Origin of the sequence: Pseudomonas fuscovaginae SE-1, from assembly GCF_000364705.1 — a bacterium.
Classification (GTDB): Bacteria; Pseudomonadota; Gammaproteobacteria; order Pseudomonadales; family Pseudomonadaceae; genus Aquipseudomonas; species Aquipseudomonas fuscovaginae_A.
In genome coordinates, this window is sequence record NZ_AQOH01000292.1 from 1 (window position 1) to 21,615 (window position 21,615).

At 63.0% G+C, this 21,615-nt stretch carries 16 protein-coding genes and 1 pseudogene; 6 read left to right on the forward strand and 11 right to left on the reverse strand.

What is annotated here, in order from left to right:
* The 5 genes and pseudogenes from K675_RS0123305 to K675_RS0123325 all read left to right on the forward strand — a co-directional run.
* Window positions 1–731: pseudogene (locus K675_RS0123305) on the forward strand (lipid IV(A) 4-amino-4-deoxy-L-arabinosyltransferase); the annotation flags it as partial.
* On the forward strand, window positions 728–1,072 hold the full coding sequence (gene arnE / locus K675_RS0123310) for a 4-amino-4-deoxy-L-arabinose-phosphoundecaprenol flippase subunit ArnE (RefSeq protein ID WP_017905881.1): 345 nt from the start codon (window positions 728–730) through the stop codon (window positions 1,070–1,072). The pseudogene K675_RS0123305 and the gene arnE, both read left to right, overlap by 4 nt.
* A complete protein-coding gene (gene arnF / locus K675_RS0123315) occupies window positions 1,069–1,476 on the forward strand; it encodes a 4-amino-4-deoxy-L-arabinose-phosphoundecaprenol flippase subunit ArnF (RefSeq protein WP_017905882.1) in 408 nt (135 codons plus the stop codon). The genes arnE and arnF overlap by 4 nt, the downstream gene beginning before the upstream one ends.
* Window positions 1,473–2,840: a UDP-glucose dehydrogenase family protein gene (locus K675_RS0123320; protein WP_017905883.1), complete on the forward strand. Its 1,368-nt coding sequence runs from the start codon at window positions 1,473–1,475 to the stop codon at window positions 2,838–2,840. Before arnF ends, K675_RS0123320 begins: the two co-directional genes overlap by 4 nt.
* A gap of 168 nt (window positions 2,841–3,008) precedes the next feature.
* Window positions 3,009–4,604: an ArnT family glycosyltransferase gene (locus tag K675_RS0123325; RefSeq protein ID WP_017905884.1), complete on the forward strand. Its 1,596-nt coding sequence runs from the start codon at window positions 3,009–3,011 to the stop codon at window positions 4,602–4,604.
* Window positions 4,605–4,771: 167 nt separating this feature from the next.
* Here the strand turns inward: K675_RS0123325 and K675_RS0123330 are convergent, their stop codons facing one another.
* The 11 genes from K675_RS0123330 to K675_RS0123380 form a co-directional block, all read right to left on the reverse strand.
* Window positions 4,772–6,610, reverse strand: coding sequence for a polyurethane esterase (locus K675_RS0123330; protein ID WP_026145474.1), 1,839 nt, complete (start codon window positions 6,608–6,610; stop codon window positions 4,772–4,774).
* 48 nt (window positions 6,611–6,658) lie between these two features.
* Window positions 6,659–8,017, reverse strand: coding sequence for a TolC family outer membrane protein (locus tag K675_RS0123335; protein ID WP_017905886.1), 1,359 nt, complete (start codon window positions 8,015–8,017; stop codon window positions 6,659–6,661).
* A 1-nt stretch (window position 8,018) separates the two neighbouring features.
* The gene (locus K675_RS0123340) at window positions 8,019–9,347 is read right to left on the reverse strand and encodes an HlyD family type I secretion periplasmic adaptor subunit (RefSeq protein WP_017905887.1); all 1,329 of its coding nucleotides are present in this window, start codon (window positions 9,345–9,347) and stop codon (window positions 8,019–8,021) included.
* Entirely contained in the window at window positions 9,344–11,134 is a 1,791-nt protein-coding gene (locus tag K675_RS0123345; RefSeq protein ID WP_017905888.1) for a type I secretion system permease/ATPase, read from the reverse strand. The genes K675_RS0123340 and K675_RS0123345 overlap by 4 nt, the downstream gene beginning before the upstream one ends.
* A gap of 80 nt (window positions 11,135–11,214) precedes the next feature.
* Window positions 11,215–11,526, reverse strand: coding sequence for a protease inhibitor Inh/omp19 family protein (locus K675_RS0123350; protein WP_017905889.1), 312 nt, complete (start codon window positions 11,524–11,526; stop codon window positions 11,215–11,217).
* A gap of 134 nt (window positions 11,527–11,660) precedes the next feature.
* A complete protein-coding gene (locus K675_RS0123355) occupies window positions 11,661–13,067 on the reverse strand; it encodes a serralysin family metalloprotease (RefSeq protein WP_017905890.1) in 1,407 nt (468 codons plus the stop codon).
* A gap of 69 nt (window positions 13,068–13,136) precedes the next feature.
* Window positions 13,137–13,763, reverse strand: a complete 627-nt coding sequence (locus K675_RS0123360) for a calcium-binding protein (protein ID WP_080635388.1) — start codon at window positions 13,761–13,763, stop codon at window positions 13,137–13,139.
* A gap of 142 nt (window positions 13,764–13,905) precedes the next feature.
* Window positions 13,906–15,264, reverse strand: coding sequence for a serralysin family metalloprotease (locus K675_RS0123365; protein ID WP_157383977.1), 1,359 nt, complete (start codon window positions 15,262–15,264; stop codon window positions 13,906–13,908).
* A gap of 30 nt (window positions 15,265–15,294) precedes the next feature.
* Window positions 15,295–16,770: a serralysin family metalloprotease gene (locus K675_RS0123370; protein WP_026145476.1), complete on the reverse strand. Its 1,476-nt coding sequence runs from the start codon at window positions 16,768–16,770 to the stop codon at window positions 15,295–15,297.
* 292 nt (window positions 16,771–17,062) lie between these two features.
* The gene (locus K675_RS0123375; protein ID WP_017905894.1) at window positions 17,063–18,520 is read right to left on the reverse strand and encodes a M10 family metallopeptidase C-terminal domain-containing protein; all 1,458 of its coding nucleotides are present in this window, start codon (window positions 18,518–18,520) and stop codon (window positions 17,063–17,065) included.
* Window positions 18,521–18,802: 282 nt separating this feature from the next.
* Complete coding sequence (locus K675_RS0123380) at window positions 18,803–20,251, reverse strand: serralysin family metalloprotease (protein ID WP_017905895.1); 1,449 nt, start codon at window positions 20,249–20,251, stop codon at window positions 18,803–18,805.
* Window positions 20,252–20,733: 482 nt separating this feature from the next.
* Between K675_RS0123380 and K675_RS0123385 the strand changes: the two genes are divergently transcribed.
* Entirely contained in the window at window positions 20,734–21,582 is an 849-nt protein-coding gene (locus tag K675_RS0123385; RefSeq protein ID WP_017905896.1) for an AraC family transcriptional regulator, read from the forward strand.
* The last annotated feature ends 33 nt before the right edge of the window (window positions 21,583–21,615 follow it).

A 21,615-nucleotide genomic window follows, 5' to 3' on the forward strand; every position in this document is an offset into this window, starting at 1 on the left:
TCAGCCGCGGCAAGCTGCCGACCTACATCATGCCGTGCCTGATGCCGCTGGCGCTGCTGATGGGCCACTCGCTGATGGAACGCCTCAACCAGGCCCAGGCCGGGGTTTCGCGCCTCAATGGCCTGCTCAACCTGCTGCTGGGCGTGGTGGCATTGGCTGCCGTGGTGTTCTTCCAGTTGAAGAAGCCGTTCTACGACAACGAACCGCTGCACCTGACCCTGCTGTGCGTGGTGATCGCTGGCTGGATCCTGTTCAACACCCTGACCGTGTTCAAGCCGCTGCAGTTGTGGGCGCTGCCGGCAGTGGGCATGGGCCTGCTGATCGCGCTGCTGCCGGCAGCGATGCCGAACGTCATCGTGCACAACAAGATGCCCGACCAGTTCATTGCCGATCACGAGCAGGAACTGAGCCAGAGCCGCCATCTGCTGAGCAACGACCTCGGTGCCGCCTCGGCCCTGGCCTGGCGAGTGAAACGTACCGATATCACCCTCTACAACACCCAAGGCGAGGTGAAGTACGGCCTCTCCTACCCGGAAGCCGAGCAGCGTACCCGGGACCTGGACCAGATCCAGGCCTGGATGGAACAGGCCCGCAGTGAAGGCCAGGTCGGTGTGGTGATGCGCGTCAAGGACGACGAAGAGCTGCGTGAAATCGACAAGTTGCCCAAGGACTACAAGCGTTACGACGAGGGCAACATCGTGATCCTGATTTTCCCGCAGAGCGCTCCATGACCCTGATCCTCCTCCTCAGCGCCTGCCTGCTGACGTGCCTGGGCCAGGTGGCCCAGAAGTTCGCCGTCGAAGGCTGGCGCGAAACCTCCCCGGGCGCGCTCGACAAGCTGCGTTCGCCCTGGTTGTGGCTGGCCCTGGCCAGCCTCGGCCTCGGCCTGCTGGTGTGGTTGCTGGTACTGCAGAGACTGGAGGTCGGGATCGCCTATCCGATGCTCAGCCTCAACTTCGTGCTGATCACCCTGGTGGCGCACTACCTGTTCAAGGAATCGATCGACCGCCGCCACTGGCTGGGCGTCGCCCTGATCATGGCCGGCGTGGTGTTGCTGGGGTTGCATCTATGAGCCTGGCACGCGGTTTCACCTTCGCCAGCGGCAGCGTGGTGCTGGTCAGCAGCGCCCAGTTGGGCATGCGCTGGAGCATGACGCGCCTGCCCGAGCCAAGCCAGTGGCTGGACGCGCTGATGACCGGCAACGTCTCGCTGGTGGCCCTGGCCGTCGTAGCGGCTTCGATTCTCGCCTATGCGCTGTCGATGCTCTGCTGGCTGATGGCCTTGCGTGACGTGCCGCTGGGCCGCGCCTACTCGCTGCTCAGTGTCAGCTATGCGCTGGTCTACCTGCTGGCGGCCGGTCTGCCGTTCTTCAACGAGAGCTTCAGTCTTTCCAAGACCCTGGGGGTGGCGCTGGTCATCCTGGGCGTTCTTACGATCAATTCTCCACGTATACCCTGTCCTAGAGACTCCGTATGAAAATCAGCGTAATTGGTAGCGGTTATGTAGGCCTGGTACAAGCGACTGTTCTGGCCGAAGTCGGTCATGACGTCGTGTGCATGGACGTTGACCAGAACAAGATCGAATTGCTGCGCAAGGGCCATATCCCGATCTTCGAACCAGGGCTGGAAACCATGGTCAAGAGCAATCTGGAAAGTGGCCGCCTGCACTTCACCAGCGATGAAAAACTGGCCATCGAACACGGCCAGGTGTTGTTCATCGCAGTCGGCACGCCGTCGGACGAGGATGGCTCGGCCGACCTCAAGTACGTGCTGTCGGTCGGCGACGCCGTGGTCCGCCATCGCTTCGAGCCGCTGATCCTGGTGGAAAAATCCACCGTGCCGGTCGGCACCGGCGACACCCTGCGCGCTCACATCGAAGCGGGCCTGAACAAAGCCGGTCGCAGTCTGGAATTCGATATCGTCTCGAACCCGGAATTCCTCAAGGAAGGCTCGGCGGTCGACGACTGCCGCCGCCCGGACCGCATCATCATCGGCTGCGAACGCGAGGAAGTGCGCGACGTGATGCGCGACCTGTACGCACCGTTCAACCGCAACCATGACCGCATCATGTTCATGGACCTGCGCAGCGCCGAACTCACCAAGTACGCCGCCAACTGCATGCTGGCGACCAAGATCAGCTTCATCAACCAGATCGCCGAACTGGCCGAACACCTGGGCGCGGACATCGAGGCCGTGCGCATGGGCATCGGCGCCGACCAGCGCATCGGCTATCACTTCATCTACCCGGGCTGCGGCTACGGCGGCTCGTGCTTCCCCAAGGACATGCGCGCCCTGATCCACAGCGCCCAGGAAGCCAACTGCTCCAGCGACCTGCTGCAAGCGGTGGAGGCGATCAACGAGCGGCAGAAACACAAGCTGTTCGACCGCATCAACGCGTTCTACAAGGGCGACCTCAAGGGCAAGACCTTCGCCCTCTGGGGCCTGGCGTTCAAACCCAATACCGACGACATGCGCGACGCGCCCAGCCGTGTGCTGATGGAAGCGCTGTGGGCCGCTGGTGCCCAGGTCCGCGCCTTTGACCCGGAAGCCATGCAGGAAACCCAGCGCCTGTACCCGGACGAGCCGGGCCTGTCGCTGATGGGCACCCCGGAGGCGGCCCTGGTCGGCGCCGATGCCCTGATCATCTGTACCGAGTGGCAGCAGTTCAAGGCGCCGGACTTCGAGCGGATCCAGCAGCGCCTCAAGGCCCCGGTGATCTTCGACGGCCGCAACCTGTATGACGCCAACCGCATGCAGCGCAAGGGGTTCACCTACTTCGCGATCGGTCGCGGCGCGTCGCTGGACCTGCCAGTGACCCGCCATGGCCTGGTAGAAGCCTGATCCCCGGCGTGCCTCTGTAGGAGCCGGCTTGCTGGCGATAGCGGTCCAAAAGCCCCCTGTGCGGTCATTGAATGGCCGCCTGGCGGCGGTTCGCGGGCAAGCCGCGCTCCTACAGAACGCCTTCGCGCCCTCAAAACGGTGTCATCCTCCTTTCACAAGGACTTCGTTGTGACATTGACCTCTCCCGACACCCTCAATCGTCAATCCCTCGGCCTGGGCCTGCTCGCCCTGCTGTTGTGCCTGGCCGGGGTCCATCAGCAGGCCGCCATCGGTTTCGATTCACGCTTCGTGCTGTTCGCCCAGGAAATGCTGCGCCATGGCCCGGGCTTCTTCCCCACCACCTACGGCGAGCCCTACCCCGACTACTCGGCCTTTTCGACCCTGCTGGTCTGGCTGTTCGCCCTGCCCTTCGGCACGGTCAATGCCCTGGCGGCGTGGTTGCCCAGTGCGCTGGCAGCGAGCTGGATCGTGGTGCTGATGTACCGCCTGGTCGCGCCCTATTCCCGACGCTGGGCCTTGCTGAGCATTGCCCTGCTGCTGCTCAGCAATACCTTCATCACCGAAACCCGTGCCGTCTCGCTGGACCTGCTGCTGGCCGCCGTCGGTTTCTCGGTGTTCTACCTGGGATACGCCGCCGAACATTTCGCCGCGCCCAAGCGCCAGGCCTGGATCCTCGCCCTGCTGGTGCTGGGCTTCGCCATTCGCGGACCGATCGGCCTGGTGATTCCCACCGGCATGCTGTGCGGCTACTACCTGCTGGGGGGCCAGTGGCGGAGATTCTTCGTCTTCGGCTTCCAGGCCCTGGGCCTGCTGGCGGTCTGCATCGGCGTACTGCTGTGGCTGGCCTGGCTGCAGGGCGGCGGCACCTTTCTCCATGAAGTGATCCGCATGCAGTTCACCGGCCGCATGGACGGCAGTGAAGGCTCCAGCAGCGTGCTTTATTACTTCAGCAGCTCGTTCGGCAATTACGCCCTGGCTTATCCGCTGGCGGTCCTGGTGGTGGCGGCGCTGCTCGCCGGTGGTCGCCAGCAGCGTGGCCCGGCATTGCAACTGACGCTCTACTGCCTGGCCGCCGGCCTGATCGTGATGCTAGGGCTGTCGGTGCCGCAGGCGAAGAAGGCGCGTTACATCCTGCCGATGATCCCCATGATTGCCATCGTCGCAGCCTTTCCGTTCCAGGCCAGCCAGGGACGACTGTTCACCTGGCTGCGTGGCTTGACCCAAGGCATCTGGCTGCTGCTACCGGGACTGCTGATCGGCGGGATGATCCTGCTGCATCGGCGCTTCCCCGAAGAGCTGCCAACGCTGGGGGTTGCGCCCTGGCTGGTGGGGGCCTTGCAGATCATCGCCGTGCTTGCGCTGTTTCAGGCCCGCTGGCGCGCCCCGGGCCTGGCGGCCTGTGCGGTGCTGGCAATGTGGGCGAGCTATATCCTGATCGTCGAGCCGATCGAGCGCACCGCCTATGACACCCGCACCTTCACCCGGGCCGCCCGGCAGTTGATCCACGCGGCGCCAGCTCCCGTGGTCCTGCACGCCATGGGCAAGGACGCCAAGGCGATCAAGTTCATGGTCAACCTCGATGAAGATCTGCAGCCGGTGTTCACCGGGACACCGGAGCAGCTCCAGGCCGTGACCGGCGCGGCGTGGCTGGTGATGGACAAGCAGGACTACCAGAAGCTGCAGGGCACGCCGGCTGGCGCCTTGGTGCCAGTCCTGAGTGGGCGGTTCGACAAGAACGATTTCGTGCTGTTGAAGCAGCCTTGAGACAAGGTCGCCTGGCCGCCTGGCCGCCTGCCGCGGTTCGCGGGCAAGCCCGGCTCCTACGGTGGATCGCGTCGTACGCTGGTTCCGTGTACGACATCAACCTCTGTAGGAGCGTGGCTTGCCCGCGAACCGCGGCAGGCGGCCAGTCAGCATCAGCCCAACAGGACTCAGGCAATCACTGCGCCGGCTCCCTTCAGGGCATCGAGCCCTACCCCGACCAACGTCACAGAATCGGCACCGAAACTCAGCACAGTATCGCTACCCACCACCTTGGCATGATCGAGAATATTGTGCCCCTGCGTATCGGCATAGCCCATGAACACCAGCTTGTCCGAAGCCTGGAACCCGGTGATGCGGTCCTGGCCGAAGGCTCCGTTGAACAGGAAGGTGTTGCCACCACCGCGCGCCTCCATCAGATCGTTGCCTGAGCCACCGATGAACAGGTTGCCGCCCTTGGCCGCGCCGACCAGGTGATCGTCGCCCGCATTGCCCAACAGCCACTCACCGGATGCCTTCGCGGTCAGTGTATCCGCTCCCGCGCCACCGACCTGCGAAGCGACATACTGGCCGCCGGACAGGCTGTGGTTGCCGACCTGATGGGCCACATCCCGGTTCAGGAACACCAGATAGGGCTCGCTGCTGACCAGCGTGCCGATATCCTTGGCAATGGTGATCCCCCCCTGGGCATCGCGAATGTACAGCGTGCCCTGGCCGTCATTGGCGATCTCGACACTGTCCAGGGGCTTGTGCAGGTCGAGGGTATTATGTCCCTTGCCGCCCAGGATGATGTTGTAGCCACCGTCATCGCGGAAGGTATCATCGCCGCCACCGCCTTCGAGGTAATCGTTGCCTCGCCCGCCCCTGAGCAGGTCGCTGGCTTCACTGCCGATGATGAAGGTGGTACCGGTATGGGCCTCGGCGTTGCGATTGAGGTCCTGCACCCAGGTCTTGTCTCGCGCCGGGTCCGACAGGTTGCTGACCACGATGGTCGAGTTCCTGTCGGTCAAGTCGTAGAACGCCGAATCGACTATCCGTTGCATGCCGTTGCCATAGGCGGTCGGCAGATGCGACAGCCAGGTGGCGATGTTAGCGATGGAGAACGGCATGGCGTTCCAGGCATCGGACGCGTAGTGGTCGTTGAAATTGACGATATTGTTGGTCGCCGAGGCCTTGTCGCCATCGTGCACGCCCAGGGTCGCCAGGGTCAGGCTTGAGCCGTCGAGCGCGCGGAACACCGGGTCGTTTTCATAGCCGATGTTCAGCACGTGGGTGCCCGCGCCGCTCTGGGTCGGCGAGGCGAAAGCGATGTAGCTGGCGTCCCGGTAGAAACCACCCCAGTGCCCAGCGCTCAGGTCCGCCATGCTGTTGACCGCCAGCCCACCCAGGCTGTGGCCGCTGACCAGCACATCCTTGCCGCCCAGGCCGTTGGCCGCGGCAAAGGCCGCGACGCTGGCGAGCAGGCCCTCGAAAGCATTGGCCGCATAGTTTTTCGCATAGTCCTTGGGACCGATGGCCGCCAGCAGGTCGTTGATCGCATCACCGATGGTGTCGCTGATCAGCGTTTCCCGAGGGCCGCTGGTGCCGCGAAATGCAATGCCGATGGAGGTCAGGTGCCCTTCGGCGTCGTACTTGCCGAGCACTTCAGCCTGCCCGGTGGTGTAGCCGGCTTTCTCGCCGTAGAACGTGCCCCGGCCATCGGTCTTGCCGGTGTAACCCAACTGGCTGGCACTGATCGGCGTCCAGCCGGCCGCCTTCACCGCCTCCAGCGCGGCCTTCTCGGAGTCGGGGTTCCAGGGCACGCCGGGAATGACGCCCTGGGCGTCCGTACCGCCGATCAGCGCCTTGACCAGCGTCGCCGGCAGGCCGAGGCCGAAGCCGTGTTGCTGGTAGCCGACAGCCAGGCCGTTGTCGATGTTGTGGTAGGCGTACAGCGTGATCGCCATTGCGTCGCCGTAGAGTCCCTTGGAGACTGCGGAGCCTGCATTTTCGTAGTCAAAAACACCCATGGTATTGCCTCTCTGTTGTTGAAGTTGTCGAGAAAGCGTGCAACGGAGTCAGTGAACGGCCGCCTGCGCCACAAAGGCTTCATCGACCCTGGCCAGGTCGGTTTCGCGCAGGGTGCCGGCGTAGTAATGCAATTTGGTCCAGGCCATCAGGTAGTCGTAGCGCGCCTGCGCCAGGTCCCGACGGGTGCTGTAGAGCTGTTGCTCGGCGTTGAGCAGGTCGAGGTTGACCCGTTCGCCGCCGAGGATGCTTTGTCGGGTGGAGAGCACCAGCGACTCGGCCGAGGCCAGCGCCTTGCGGTAGGCGCGCAGCTTGCTCGCCCCCGACTGGCAGGCGTTGTACTGGCGCCGCAGTTCGATCAGGGTTTCGCGGGTCTTGCCGTCGAGTTCGTATTCGGCCTGCTCCAGGTTGGCGCTGGCCTGGCGTACCGAAGCGGAAACCCCGCCACCGGCGAACAGCGGCACACTGACCTCGAAACCGACGGTGTTGGTGTCGTAGCGCTGGTTGTAGGTGTTGCCGCTGTCGGACTCGCTCTTGCGCAGGCTGGCGTAGGCGTTGAGCTTGGGCAGGTGCCCGGCGCGATTGCGCTCCACCTCGTAGTGCGCCACCTCCACCGCCTGGCGTTGGGACGCCAGTGTCGGGTTGTTGCTCAGGGCCAGTTCGTGCCAGGTGGCGAAATTGGCCGGTTCCAGTGGAAACGACTCGAACCCCTGTCCCAGCGGTGCCAGTTCGGCGACATCGACCGTCGGCACGCCGATCAGCGCCCCCAGTTCGCGCAACGCCGCATCCTGTGCGTCACGGGCCTCGATCTCCTCGGCCGTGGCCAGTTCATAGCGCGACTCGGACTCGAGGATATCGGTACGGGTGCCCTCGCCCTGGCGAAACAGCTGGGTGTTCTGTCGGAACTGCTCGTCGAGGGCCTTTTTCCTGGCCCGGGCGATCTGGATCTGGTCCTCGGCGAACAGCGCCTGGGTGTAGTAGGTCAGCACCCGCACCAGCAACTCCTGGCTCTTGCCCCGAAAGGTCTCGTCGGCAAACAGGGCCTGGGCCACGCCCTTGCGATAGTTGGCGTAGGCCTCGTAGTCGATCAGCGGCTGCTGCAGCGTCAGGGTCGAGCCGGAACTGGTGTAGTTGCGGTCCTCGTGGAGATTGCCACGCTCGGTGAGATAGGTGACCCGGGAGTCGTTGTGCCCCTGGTTGTAGTTGTAGGACAGCCGTGGCAGCAGGCCGGCCCGGCCGATGGCACGGTTCTCCTGGCCGGCATCGCGCTCCTTGAGCGCGCCGAGGAACACCGGGTCGTTGCGCAGCGCCTGTTCATAGACCTGAAACGGCCCCATGGCCTGGCAATCGAGGGAAAACGACAGCAACGCCGCGGTCAGGCACAGCGGCTTCTTCATCAGGCGCAACATACTACTCCTCGGTCAAAGCAGAGCCCGCACGATCCATCAGGGGCTTGAACAGGTAGTTGAGCAACGACCGCTCGCCGGTGCGCACGAACATCTCCGCCGGCATCCCCGGCTTGATCACCAGGCCGTTGAGCTTCTCCAGGGCCCGGTCACTGACCGAACTGCGCAGTACGTAATACGGCGTGCCACTCTTTTCATCGAGCAACTGGTCGGCGGAAATCAGGCTCACCGCACCGCTGACCCGCGGCGTACGGTTCTGGTTGAACGCGGTGAACAGGATGTCCACGGGCAATGCCGTGCCGACCTTGTCCACCAGGTGAACGGGCAGCCGCCCCTCCACTTCCAGGCGTTCGCCCTGCGGGACGATCTCCACCAGAGTGTCGCCGGCACGGACCACCGCACCTTCGGTATGCACCCCCAGGTTCACCGCGATACCTTCGGCCGGCGCGCTGATCTCGCTGTGCTGCAATTCGAATCGGGCAGACGTCAGTTGCTGCTCCAGGGTCAGGGTCTTGAGCTGGGCCTCGGCCAGTTGGCTGCGTACTTCTTTCTGATACTCCTCGGCGTGCTGCGCCAGCTTCAGGCGTGACTCGAGAATCCCCTGCTCGACCCGCCCGCTTTCGCCGGTGTTCTGTGCCAGGTCCTGCTGCACCTGGGATAGTTGCCGCTCGTACTCCAGCAAGCGATTGCTCGGGATGTAGCCGTTCTCCGCCAGCGGCCGCAGGTTCTGCAACTGACGACGCAGCGAGTCGGCCCGGGCGGTCATGTCGGCGCGGGCCCGGCGCATGCCGGCCAGTTGCGCGCCGGCCCCCTCGATGGCGGCACGGATGCCAGCCTGCTCGCGGGCAAACGCCTCGCGCCGGCTACTGAACAGCTGCCGCTGACCTTCGAGCACCAGGCCCAGTTGCGGATCGGTATCGGCGGTCAGTTCATCGGGGAAATTGACCCGCGCCAGGTTGTCCCGCTCGCTCTGCCAACGTGCCTGGCTGGCCCAGGCCACCCGGTACTGCGCGCGCAGGGACTGGACATCGGCCGAGCGCTGGGTCTGGTCGAGGCGAAACAGCGGCTGGCCCTGGCGGACCACCTGCCCCTCGCGCACCAGGATCCGCTCGACCACGCCACCGCCGAGAGATTGCACCGCCTTGCGCTTGCCGGACACCACCACGGTGCCTTGCACCGCGATGCCCTGGTCCAACGGCGCCAGGGCCGCCCAGGCAAAAAAACTGCCGGCGCCCAGCAGCGCCAGCCACCAGCCGGCGCGGACAAAAAAGCCGGCATCGCGCTCCTGGCGCTCGCCCGGTTCGTCGTATTGCATCAGGCTGTCCTGGCTCATGCTCCGCTCCTGCGTGTGGTTGCACCGTATTGCCGGCTCAGGCTGAGGCCGGCGGGGGTTGGGGCCGGCTCGCGCGAGGGCGGGGGCGCCGCCGCTGGCTGTACGCCACCGGCGAGGGCCTTGAGCACCTCGGCGCTCGGCCCGAATGCCTGCACCCGGCCCTCGTTGAGCACCAGCAGCTTGTCGGCCTGGGCCAGCGACGAGGTCCGGTGGGTCACCAGAATCACACTGCTGCCCTGCGCCTTGAGCTGAACGATGGCGGCGGTGAGTGCCGCTTCGCCGACGGCATCGAGGTTGGAGTTCGGCTCGTCGAGGATCACCAGCCGGGGGCCGCCATACAGTGCCCGAGCCAGGGCAACCCGTTGTTTCTGCCCACCGGACAGGCCACAGCCATCATCGCCCAACGGAGTGTCATAACCCTGGGGCAGACGCAGGATCAATTCATGCACCCCGGCCTGAACCGCGGCGGCCACGACCTTTTGCGGATCGGCCTCGCTGAAACGGGCGATGTTCTCGGCAACCGTGCCACTGAACAGTTCGATCGACTGCGGCAGGTAGCCAATGTGCGGGCCGAGCTCATCGCGGTTCCAGCGATGGATATCCGCGCCATCCAGACGCACCACCCCCGCCAGGGTCGGCCAGACGCCCACCAGTACCCGCGCCAGGGTGGACTTGCCGGACCCCGACGCCCCCAGCACGCCGAGCACCTCACCGGCCTCGATGGCAAAGCTGACGTGGTGCAGGGTCGCCCCGCCGCGGCCCGGCGGACCGGCGCTGACTTGCTCGAACGCCACCTGGCCCTTCGGCTCGGGCAGGCTCATGGACGGCTCGCCCTGGGGAAACTCGCGCAACAACGCGTCGAGCCGCCGATAGGCCAGCTGGGCCGCGCTCCACTGCTTCCAGACGGCGATCAACTGATCGATAGGGCTCAGCACCCGGCCCATCAGGATCGAGCCGGCGATCATCATCCCGGAGCTCATGTCACCCTTGATCACCAACAAGGCGCCCAGGCCCAGCACCAGCGATTGCAGGCACAGCCGCAAGGATTTGCTCAGCGAAGTGACCACCGCGCCGGTGTCGCTGGCCTGATTCTGCCGGGCGAGAAACCGCGAGTGCACCTGGAACCAGCGGCGCCGCAGGGCTCCCAGCATGCCCATGGCCTGGATGGTCTCGGCATTGTGCAGATGGCTGGTGGCCAACTGGCTGGACTTCTGCGAGTAACCGCTCGCTTCGCCCAACGGCTTGCGGGTCAGCCATTCGTTGAGGCAGGCCAGCGCGATCAGCAACACCGCCCCGACGCTGGCAAACACCCCGAGCCAGGGATTGAACAGGAAAATCACCAGCAGGTAGAGGGGGAACCAGGGCGCGTCGAAGAACGCAAACAACGCCGGCCCCGTGAGAAACTGGCGGATATGGGTCAGGTCGCCCAGGGCCTGCCCGGCATGGCCCTCGCCACGCAACAGGTTGCGCTCGAACGCCGCCTGGTAGACCCGCAGGTTGAACTGCCGTTCGAGCCGGCTGCCGATGCGGATCACGATAAAACTGCGCAGGGTTTCCAGCAGGCCGATGAAGGCGAAAAAGCCCACCACCATCAGCGTCAACATCACCAGGGTGGTTTCGTTCTGCGAGGTCAGCACCCGGTCGTAGACCTGCAGCATGTAGATCGACGGCACCAGCATCAGCACGTTGATCAGGGCGGTGAAACAACCAACGCTGATCAACGTGTTCCTGTACTCGCCGAGCACACGGAACAACGGTGTGCCGGCCATCATTTTCAACGACTTCATCTATCGTCCCTGATCCTACCGATTCCAAAAAATCCCGGGGCCTGGGCGACCGCCACGCTGTCACCCAGGCCGCCAGTCGTTCACTGCGACTTGCGCAACAGCACCAGCGTCCTGCCATCTTGCAGGCGAGCTTCGTAAAGGCCCTCCTCCTGCCGGTTCAGGTGAACGATTCCGACGCCCTCGGCGCCATAGAACCAGATACCATCCGGGGTCGGCTCCCAGCGGGTCGGCCGCTGCCCCAGCCAAGCCGCCGCACAATCGAGATCACCCGCCAGGGCCGGCGCCTGGGCCGACAGTTGCAGTTCACAGGCCCCGGCGCGGTCCTCCTGGGGATATAACTGCCAGTCACCGGCCAGTGTCTCGGGGCTGGGGAGGATCAAGCTTCGTGCCATACACTGTTCTCCAGTAAAAAACATCGATGCGGCCAGCAGCCACACCATCGATACACGGGGGATGAATCTGCCGATCATGAGCCCTCGCCACCTCACAGGAAGGCAGCGCGGCTGCGCTGCCGGTCAATCTTCAATCAGGCCAGGATATCCGTGGCCCGCACCTGCCCCACCGTCAACACCCGGAAGTCGGCGACACCGTTGCCGGTGAAATCGACCTCGAGGGCGCCATCGTCGAACCGTGGGGAATAGCTCAATACCGCTTGGCCGGCCTGCCCGGTAAAGGTCTTGACGAAATTCAGGCCCGCGCCCCGGGTGATGGCGGTCAGGTCGATGCGGTCCTGGCCGCTGCAAAAATCGAGGATCTGGTCGGGAGCCGCCACGCTCGAATCCGATATCGCCCGGAACTCGAAGGTGTCCCGGCCCGCTGCGCCCCACAGCTTGTCGGCGCCGCCGGCACCGCGCAGGATATCGCTGCCGTCACCGCCACGCAGTTCGTTGACCAGATCGTTGCCGATCAGCCGGTCGTTGCCCGAGCCGCCGATGGCATTTTCAATCATCACACCGTGGGCGATGGAGACATTGCCCACCAGCCCGCCCACGTCGGAAAACGCACCGGCGTTGAGGTCGATTCTCTGGTTTTCGTTGAAGCCGGAGAAGTCCAGGGTGTCGTTGCCGCCGCCATCCCAGACCGAGAACACCAGCTTGTCCGTGGAGGACCTGGCGCTCAGGAAGTCGCGATTGGTGTTGGAATTGAAACCGTAGACGCTGTCGTCGGTACGGGTGGCGTGATTGGCCCCATAGAGCTTCTGGATCGCCGCGATATCGTCGATCAGAGGAGCCGAGGCGTAGGCCCGCTCGCCGTTCCGGGTGAAACTTTGGCCGCTGTGACTTTCGTTCCAGTAACTCATGACACTGTAAGCCCTGGTGTCCTGCGCGTACTCGGCTTTCGCGTAGCTGATCCCCGATGTATCGGCATCGTAGTCGCTGGGATGGGACAGGCCCAGGTTATGGCCTATCTCATGGACCAGGGTCTGGCGGTCAAAGTTGTTCAGGCCTGGCGCCTGGGCAGTCGTGTCGTCGACCAGATACCAGGACTGGCCGTCGTAGATGGGGTTGATGTTCGGCTGGAAGGCGAACGCGACACCCTCTTGCGCCGACTGGCTGTTGCCAAACGTCAGGTGACCGTCACCGCCCGTTTGCGCCTCGGTGAAGGCGATGTCGGCGACATCGGCCCAGGCCTGCAGGGCGAGTGCCGCCTGCGCCTTCTGCAACGAGCTGAACTCGCTGAAACCGCGCAGCCCCATCTTGATGAAGGCCTGGTTCGGTGCACTGAGGAAGCTGTAGGTCAGGTCGATCTTGCCGTCGCCGTTGCGGTCCAGCCAGGCATGCCCGTGACGGATGATCTGCTGCGCCGCCTGCTCCGAGGTGTAGGAGGGTTTGCCATTGAGCAAGGCCTGCCCGCCACGCTCGACGGGTTCGGGGCGATCGGTGGCCGATGCCGGCCGCGCCGGGATGGCGCCATGGCCATGGGAAGTTGTCATGCTCGCTCCTTAAGACAGGGAGAACGCTATCGGGGAGGCGGCGTTCGCGCCACCTCCCGTGTCACTCGGTCAGGCCAGGATATCCGTGAGCACCGCCTGCCCCACGGTCATGACGCGGAAATCGGCCATGCCGTTGCCGGTGAAGTCGATCGTCAGGTCGTATCCGAGTACCGCCTCACCGGCACGTCCGCTGAACTGCTCGACAAACGTCAGGCCCGATCCACCGGTGATGCCGGTCACGTCGATCTTGTCCTGGCCGCTGACGAAGTCCACGAGCCAATCGGCATGCTCGGGTGTCGAGTCCGAAACGTTGCGATACAGGAAGGTGTCCCGGCCCGCTCCGCCCTCCAGCCAGTCGAGCCCGGCACCACCTTCGAGCATATCGTCGCCGTCGCCCCCCTTCAGGGTGTCTTCGCCATTGCCGCCGTTGAGATGGTCGTTGCCGCGACCACCGATCAGCCGGTCGTCGCCATCGCCACCGTAGAGTGCGCTGTCCTCATCGCCGCCCTCCAGCGTGTCGTTACCCGCACCGCCACGCAGCACATCGTGGCCGCCGCCACCGACAATATGGTTGTCCAGGGCATTGCCGACGATGAAATCATGGCCAGGCGTGCCCATGAAGTCGACGGCCTGCTCCTGAGGAGCGCCTTTTGCCTGGATAATAGGTTTCAGTGCGAAGGAAGTGATAGTCGTCATTTTGAATGGTTTCCTTAAATATGAATAACCGGGCGAACAGCAACTGTTCGATAATCAAGGCTGTATCGGGCTGACGCTTGCATACCGTCATCCATCAATACCGGCCGTGTTGTGTTTTGCATGCGTGCTCCCCTTGACGAAGTCAGGCCAGGATGTCCGTGAACGCCATCCGGCCGACCGTGGTGATTTGGAAGTCCGCCTGGCCCCGCCCGGAAAAATCGACCGCCAGGGTCCCCTGGTTGGTCTGCGCGTCGTAGCTCAACAGCGCTTCGCCAGCCCGTCCGCTGAACGCCTTGACGACGTTCAGTCCCGAGCCCCCGGTGATCGCGCCCAGGCCGATCTGGTCTTCGCCACTGACGAAATCCATGATCCGGTCGGCCGCCAGCGGCGTCGAATCGGAAATGGCCCCGTAGGTGAAAAGATCATTGCCCTCCCCACCCCACAGCCTGTCCGCGCCACCGCCGCCATAGAGGATGTCGTTGCCGGCACCGCCACGCAGTTCGTTGGTCACCTCGTTGCCGCCGAGATAGTCGTTACCCGAGCCTGCAATGGCGTTCTCGAGCGTGACGCCCCTGGCAATCGAGACGTTGCCGACCAGGCCCCCCACATTGGAAAACGAACCGGCCTGCAGGTTGATCTCCTGGTTCTGCGAGAAGCCGGAGAAGTCCAGGGTGTCATTGCCGCCTCCGTCCCAGACCGCGAACACCAGGGCATCCGAAGGTGACCTGGCACTCAGGTGGTCACGTTCGGTGTTGGAGTTGAACCCATAGACGGTGTCGTCGGCACGGGTGGCGTAGTTGGCACCATAGAGCATCTGGATCGCCGCGATATCGTCGCGCAACGGACCGGATGCACAGGTCTCGACGCCATTGCTGACGAAGCTCTGCCCGGTATGCCTTTCGCTGAAGTAGCTCATGACGCTGAAGCCCAGCGAATCCTGCGCATAGCTGGCGTCCTTGTAACCCGGCTCACCCCGGCTGGCGGAATAGTCGCCGGGGTGAGACAGGCCCAGGACATGACCAATCTCGTGAACCAAGGCCAGGCGCCCGAAATTGCCCGGAGCCGGTGTCGTATTGGCGTCATAGCGACTGTTGGCCAGGTACCAGGACTGCCCGTCGAACTCCGGATCGGAGCCAGGGCGAAACGAGAACGCCGAACCACCCGATGAGCCGTCGCTGTAGTTGCCGAACAGCAGATGCCCCTCACCACCACTGTGCGCCTCGGTGAAACGCAGGTTGGCGACATCCGCCCAGGCCTGCAGAGCCTTGACCGCCTGCTGCCTCTGCAACTCGTTGAACTGGCCGAAATCGCCGACGCCCAGGTCGAACTTCAGCTGGATGTAGTTCGAGGGCGGCACGTCCGCGAAGGCATAGGTCAGATCGACCGCACCGCTGCCGTCCTCATCTTTCCAGGGCTGGGCGCCACGGGCGATCTGCCGTGCCGCCTGGTCCACGGTGTAGTTCGGCTTGTCGCCTGCGGAACCGGAAGGGTTAGTTGTCACGCGAAATCCTCAAGCAGGGAGCACAGGGCATCAGGCCACGATATCCGTGGCCGCTACCCGACCGACCGTGGTGATCTGGAAATCCGCCACGCCCAATCCTGCGAAATCGACTTCCAGGCTGCCCTGGTTGGTGGCCTCGTCATATTTCACCACTGCCTCCCGGGCATTGCCGGTGAACTCGGTGACGAACTTCAGGTCCGCTCCGCGGGTCATGCCGGCCAGGCTGATGGTGTCTTCGCCACTGACGAAGTCCATGATCCGGTCGGCCGCCAGCGGCTTCGAATCGGAAACGGCGGAGAAGATGAAGATGTCCTTGCCCTCGCCCCCCCACAGCGTGTCCGCGCCGCCGCCGCCCTTGAGCACGTCGTTGCCGGCACCACCGCGCAGCTCGTTGTCCAGTTCGTTGCCGACCAGCAGGTCGTTGCCCAAACCGCCGATGGCGTTCTCGATGCTGACGCCCTGGGCAATCGAGACATTGCCGCGCATGCCGCCAACATTGGAGAGCGAACCGGCATTCAGGTTGATCTCCTGGTCCTGGGTAAAGCCGGAGTAGTCCAGGGTATCATTGCCGCCACCGTCCCAGATCGAGCAGATCAGCTGGTCAGTAGGCGACTGGGCACTCAGGTAGTCACGCTGGCTGTTGGAGTTGAACCCATAGACGGTGTCATCGGCCCGGATGTTGTAGTTGGCGCCGTACAGCGCCTGGATCGCGGCGATATCGTGCAGCTGCGGCGCTGCGGGATAGGCTTGCGAACCGTCCTTGGTGAAGTTGTGGCCCGTGTTGGTCTCGCTCCAATAGCTCATCACGCTGTAGGTGGCGGAGTCCTCGATGTAGGCGGCCTTATTGGCGTAGCCATCGTCCGCACTGAACAGGTCCCATAACCAGTCGAACCAGCCCGGCGCTTCGGCGTTGTAACGACCGGGATGATTGAGGCCCAGGGTATGGCCGATCTCGTGGGTCAGGGTCGAGCGGCCATAGTTGTTCAGCATCGGCAGGCTGTTGGGGCCGTCGATTGTGCCACTTCTGCCCTGCAGCCAACCGGACCAACTGTCGTCAGTGGGAATCCGGTACCACGACTGGCCGTCCAGGTAGGGGTTGACACCCGGCCGGAATGCGAACGCCGCCATGCCCTCCAGGCCTTCACTGAAGTTGCCAAAGGTCAGGTGCCCTTCCCCTTTTCCCCTGTCAGCCTCGGTAAACGTCACATTGGCCACATCCGCCCAGGATTGCATGGCCAGAACCGCCTGGGCTTTCTGCTGAGCGTTGAACTCACTGAACCCCTTGAGCTTCCAGGCGAAAAGCAGGTTCGGCGCGGTGAGAAACTCGTAGGTGAGTTCCACTCGGCCATTGCCGTCCTGGTCCTCCCATACCTCGCGGGCACGGGCAATCTGCTGCGCGGCCTCGTCCACCGAATAGGAAGGTTTTCCGGGAGCCTGCAAACTATATTGATATGGGTCCGACGGCGCTTGTCCATGGGATGCTGTATTGGAACTAAGAGATGTCATGCTAAATCCTTAAGGCATGGAGAAACTTGCTCGAACAGGCAACTTGCCGATAACGAGCAAACCTATTGGACTTCTCCTTGCCAGTAGCCTCCTGCAAATAACGCTCATCCATCGTTTCAACGCACAACTTTTGAAAAAGCTATCTGAAGCGTGTTCAGCAGCGAGCGGAAAATTCGACAAGACAGTTACATTATCCAGACTGTCCACCCGGGATTTCCCTGCTGCTCAAGTAACGGCAACTTCCCGACGCGACTTTTGGAGGTGGCGCGGACGCCACCTCTGTTTCATCAACTCATGCAATGACATCCGCGGCCTGGACCTGACCCACGATATTGACCTGGAAATCGGCCACACCATCGCCCAGCAAGTCGACCTGCAAAGTCCAATGATGCAGTTTCTGGCTCAATACCGCCTGACCGGCCTGCCCGGTAAAGGCCTCGACGAAGCTCAGGCCCGCTCCCTGGCTCATGACGGTCAAGTCGATCCGGTCCTCGCCACTGGAAAAATCCATGATCAGGTCGGGTTCATCCGGCGTCGATTCCGATGCCGCCTGGAACACGAAGGTGTCGCGTCCTTCCCCGCCAGACAACCAGTCGGCTCCGCTGCCGCCGTCGAGATAGTCATCGCCGGTGCCGCCGGTCAACGAGTCGTTTCCGCCCTCGCCGAACAGCATGTCATTGCCGGCACCGCCATCCAGTTCGTCGTCGCCAAGGCCACCATGGAGCCAGTTCCTCACCTCATTACCCAGGAGGTAATCATTGCCGCAGCCCCCCACGGCGTTTTCCAGCGTGACGCCCTTGGCGATCGACACGTTCCCCACCAGTCCTCCCACGGAGGAAAAAGCCCCGGCATTGAGGTTGATCTCCTGGTCCTGGGTAAAGCCCGAGAAGTCCAGGGTGTCATTGCCACCGGCGTCCCAGACCGAGAACACCAGCTTGTCCGACGAGGATCTGGCGCTCAGGTAGTCGATACCGGTATTGGAGCCAAAGCCATAGACGCTATCACCGGTGCGCGTATTCTCGTTGGCGCCATACAGTTTCTGGATGGCCGCGATATCGTCCATCAGCGGGCCTGACGCATACGCACCGCCGAACGCCTGGCCGGTGTGGGTTTCGCTCCAATAGCTCATGACGCTGTAGCCACGGGTGTCCTCTCGGTAGGTGGCATAGTCATAGCTCGGTCGGCCATTGGCGCCGTTGTAGCTTCCGGGGTGACTCAGGCCCAGGTTATGGCCAATCTCGTGAAGCAGGGTCTGGCGCCCATAGCTGTTCAGTTCGGGCGTCTTGTTGACGCTGTAGAGCGAGCTGGTCTTGTACCAGGACTGGCCATCCTTCAAGGGCCCGGAGCCCGGCATGAATGCAAATGCCGCCGCCCCATTCGTGCCGGCGCTGTAGTTGCCAAAGCTCAGGTAGCCCTCTTTGCCCCGCGGCGCCTCGGTGAACGTCACGTTGGCGACATCGGCCCAGGCTTGCATGGCCAAAACCGCCTGTGCTTTTTGCTGGTCGCTGAACTCGCCGAAGCCGCTGACACCTATCTTGCTGAAATTCCTGGGTGCAGAGGTCAGAAAACCGTAGGTCAACTCGATCGTCTGATTGTTGTCCTGGTCTTTCAATACCCTGCCGGAACGGATGATCTGCTCTACCGCCTGCTCCTGGGAATAGGACGGTTTGCCATCGGCAGGCGGGAATGGCTGTGAAGGCAAGTCCCGATACACCGAATCCCGGGGCTCCTCTGTGTTGATATCACTCATTGTCATGCAAATCCTTGAGACAGGGAAAAACGTACCCGCGCAGGTAACTGTTCGGCCACGAGGGCGCGCATTTGACGCCTCCCTATCCGATGATTCCTGCAAATAGCGCTCATTTGACGACTGAACGCAGCCCCATTGAAAAAGTCGCCGACACCCGTTGGGGAAGTCGATGGGATGCTTCCGACAGCAGGCTCTCCACTCAAAATCTATCGATATTCAATCAACACCCGACAATTGCCGATGCGAGGAGGCGGCGCGAACGCCACCCCCCGTTTCATCGACTCAGGCCACGATATCCGTGACCGCCGCCTGGCCCACCGTGGTGACCAGGAAATCGGCCACGCCGTGCCCGGAGAAGTCCACCGCGAGGGTGCCGAGGTTGGTACCCGCGGCATAGGTCAACACCGCATCGCCGGCATGTCCGGTGAATGCGTTGACGAAGTTCAGGCCCGTACCATGGGTGATGCCGGACAGATCGATTTTGTCCTGGCCACTGACGAAATCCATGATCCGGTCGGCCGCCTTGGGTGTCGAATCGGAAACCGCGGCGAACACGAAGGTATCGCTGCCCGCACCGCCCCACAGCTTGTCCGCACCGCCGGCACCGTAGAGGATGTCGTTGCCGGCACCGCCGCGCAGCTCGTTGGCGACGTCGTTGCCGATCAGCAGGTCGTTGCCCGAACCGCCGATGGCATTCTCCACCGTGACGCCCTGGGCGATCGAGACGTTGCCGACCATGCCCCCCACATCGGAGAACGAACCGGCATGCAGGTTGATCTTCTGGTTCTGGGTGAAACCGGAGAAGTCCAGGGTGTCATTGCCGCCACCGTCCCAGACCGAGAACACCAGCTTGTCCGAAGACGAGGTGGCGCTCAGGTAGTCGCGTCCGGCGTTGGAGTTGAAACCGTAGGTGGTATCACCGGCACGGGTGCTGTAGTTGGCGCCATAGAGCTTCTGGATCGCCGCGATGTCGTCCATCAGCGGGCCGGACGAATAGGCTTCCACCCCACCCTTGCTGAAGTTCTGGCTGGTGTTGCTTTCACTCCAGTAGCTCATGATGCTGTAGCCGCGGGTATCCTGCCCGTAGGTCGCATCCTTGTAGCTCGGGTTGCCCTCGCCGGCGTTGTAGTCGCCGGGGTGGGACAGGCCCAGGGTGTGGCCGATCTCGTGGGTCAGGGTCTGGCGCCCGTAGTTGTTCAGGCCAGGCGTCTTGTTGACGTTGTAGCCGCTACCGGTCAGGTACCAGGACTGGCCGTCGTAACCAGGCTCGGTCCCCGGCAGGAAGGCGAATGCCGCCGCCCCTTCCTGGCCGCCGCTGTAGTTACCGAAGGTCATGTGACCATCTCCGCCCCTCGCCGCCTCGGTGAAGGTCACGTTGGCGACATCGGCCCAGGACTGCATGGCCAGCACCGCCTGCGACTTCTGCAGGGCACTGAACTGACTGAAGCCGGTGACGCCCAGACCGCTGAAATTCGAGGTCGGGGACGTCAGGAAGGTATAGGTCAGCTCGATCTTGCCGCTGCCGTTCAGGTCGTGCCACGCGGCACCGTCACGTAACAGGTACGTGGCGGCCTGATCGACAGAGTAGGAGGGTTTGCCATTGACCGTCAGATTACCACCACGGTCATACTGATGGCTGAAGCTATCGATCTGGTTGAAGGCGGAACTTGTACCGTTGGCCGCCAGAGCCGACTCTACCGAGACAATAGCTTTCGCTTTGACTTTCGACATAAACACACTTCCTTGTTTACAAGTGAAACAGTTTTTGTCCGATAGCGACAATCTCTTGGCGAGATCATCCTATCACTCGCCCTTTTTGAAGGCAGCGAGAAACTGACACATTTTGAAATCAACCGTCCAGCGCTTTTTTTGATATCAAAACGCCAAAATCCGGCAAGATCCCGTAAACATTGCCTATGTCTCTAAAAATATTTTCCGACAGAACTTTCCTAATCCTATAAGCAGGACATCCAGAATATTCAAATCGGGAAAACTCATAAGCGGCGCGCATCGATAAATGACCGATCAGTCACTTATGAACTTGCGGGTTTTATTGCTGTTTTCTCTCGCTTAGTTCTGTAGGACAATTCCACCAGTGGACGCCGCGCGAACACCTGCGAAGCCGGGGAGCCGTGCACAGATGTTCTAGACTTGTCCCGGCATGACGGTGCCTACTGTCACCCTGCACGATTGAGCTATGTTCCAGGTACAGCATGTCCAGCAACGCCGACAACTGGATCGACCTGACTCAGGATCGCGATACCGGTATCGAAACCCTCCGCGCCCACTTCAAGGGGCACGCCTATGACGCCCACTGGCACGACACCTACCTGATAGGTGTCACCGAACAGGGTGTCCAGCAATTCAATTGCCGGCGCGCCCGCTACCACAGCACGCCGGGCAATGTATTCATGCTCGAGCCCGGGGAGATTCACGACGGCGACGCCCCGACCGAGGGCGGTTTCACCTACAGCACCCTGTACCTTGAGCCGCACTGGCTCGAACGCGAACTGGGCGCGCTGTTCCAGGAGGCGCCGGCCAACAGTCAACTGTCCTTCGCCCAGCCGCTGACGACCGGCGACAGCCGCCTGGCCCTGGCCACCAACGCGGCCTTCCAGGCGATCCACAGCTCGGAGCTGCGGATTGTCCAGCAAAGTGCCCTGGACCAGATGTTCGATGCCCTCACCCGCCATCTTTACTGGCGTACCCGCTACCGCGAAGACCCACGCCTGCCCCGGGTGGCGCAACGGGCCCGGGAATACCTGCACGCTCACCTGCAACAGGACGTCAGCCTGGACGACCTGGCCACGGTGACCGGTGTCGACCGTTTCCGCCTGACCCGCGCCTTCAAGTCGGCCTATGGCCTACCGCCCCACGCCTACCTGGTGCAGTTGCGCCTGGCCCGGGCCCGGCAGTTGCTGGCACGGGGCGAGCAGCCGGCAACGGTGGCGATGAACCTCGGCTTTTCCGACCAGAGTCACCTGGGACGCTGGTTCGTCCGTGCCTATGGCCTGACGCCGGCGGCCTACCGCAAACGCTGCTCAAACCTTCCAGACGCCTGAGCCGACAGCCGCGAAGATCGTCACATCGATCCA

Bases quoted from the DNA above. Each gene is read 5' to 3' on its own strand.
- arnE (WP_017905881.1), top strand. From the start codon at position 728: ATGACCCTGATCCTCCTCCTCAGCGCCTGCCTGCTGACGTGCCTGGGC.
- arnF (WP_017905882.1), top strand. From the start codon at position 1,069: ATGAGCCTGGCACGCGGTTTCACCTTCGCCAGCGGCAGCGTGGTGCTG.
- K675_RS0123320 (WP_017905883.1), top strand. From the start codon at position 1,473: ATGAAAATCAGCGTAATTGGTAGCGGTTATGTAGGCCTGGTACAAGCG.
- K675_RS0123330 (WP_026145474.1), bottom strand. From the start codon at position 6,610: ATGGGTGTTTTTGACTACGAAAATGCAGGCTCCGCAGTCTCCAAGGGA.
- K675_RS0123335 (WP_017905886.1), bottom strand. From the start codon at position 8,017: ATGTTGCGCCTGATGAAGAAGCCGCTGTGCCTGACCGCGGCGTTGCTG.
- K675_RS0123340 (WP_017905887.1), bottom strand. From the start codon at position 9,347: ATGAGCCAGGACAGCCTGATGCAATACGACGAACCGGGCGAGCGCCAG.
- K675_RS0123345 (WP_017905888.1), bottom strand. From the start codon at position 11,134: ATGAAGTCGTTGAAAATGATGGCCGGCACACCGTTGTTCCGTGTGCTC.
- K675_RS0123350 (WP_017905889.1), bottom strand. From the start codon at position 11,526: ATGGCACGAAGCTTGATCCTCCCCAGCCCCGAGACACTGGCCGGTGAC.
- K675_RS0123355 (WP_017905890.1), bottom strand. From the start codon at position 13,067: ATGACAACTTCCCATGGCCATGGCGCCATCCCGGCGCGGCCGGCATCG.
- K675_RS0123360 (WP_080635388.1), bottom strand. From the start codon at position 13,763: ATGACGACTATCACTTCCTTCGCACTGAAACCTATTATCCAGGCAAAA.
- K675_RS0123370 (WP_026145476.1), bottom strand. From the start codon at position 16,770: ATGACATCTCTTAGTTCCAATACAGCATCCCATGGACAAGCGCCGTCG.
- K675_RS0123375 (WP_017905894.1), bottom strand. From the start codon at position 18,520: ATGAGTGATATCAACACAGAGGAGCCCCGGGATTCGGTGTATCGGGAC.
- K675_RS0123380 (WP_017905895.1), bottom strand. From the start codon at position 20,251: ATGTCGAAAGTCAAAGCGAAAGCTATTGTCTCGGTAGAGTCGGCTCTG.
- K675_RS0123385 (WP_017905896.1), top strand. From the start codon at position 20,734: ATGTCCAGCAACGCCGACAACTGGATCGACCTGACTCAGGATCGCGAT.